Annotated in this window: 1 protein-coding gene; it reads right to left on the bottom strand. The window is 51.6% G+C overall.

What is annotated here, in order from left to right; translation table 11 throughout:
• A partial coding sequence (locus AC1RPU_RS07630; protein ID WP_481769586.1) for a hypothetical protein occupies positions 1-248 on the bottom strand: 248 nt, incomplete at both ends.

A 248-nucleotide genomic window follows, 5' to 3' on the forward strand; every position in this document is an offset into this window, starting at 1 on the left:
CCGCGTATGTGTTCAAGCATTGTTTTATGGGTTTTAGTAAGCACTCCCTTGCGGCTGTCCGGATGTCTAATGGCGCGCACTATGTCGTGGAGCTGAGCTGTCGTCATGTTCAGCTCAGCCATCTTTTCCTTGAGTCCCACCAACTCAGTGTCGGGGATCAATAGACCCTTGGCCAGCTGATGCTTAGACGGCATTTCGCGATCTAGCGTCAGTGGAACGATAGTCAGTTTTTGGTAGCGCTCGGTGAT

It is taken from the genome of Dellaglioa sp. CoH-55-MRSF-7, from assembly GCF_056782235.1.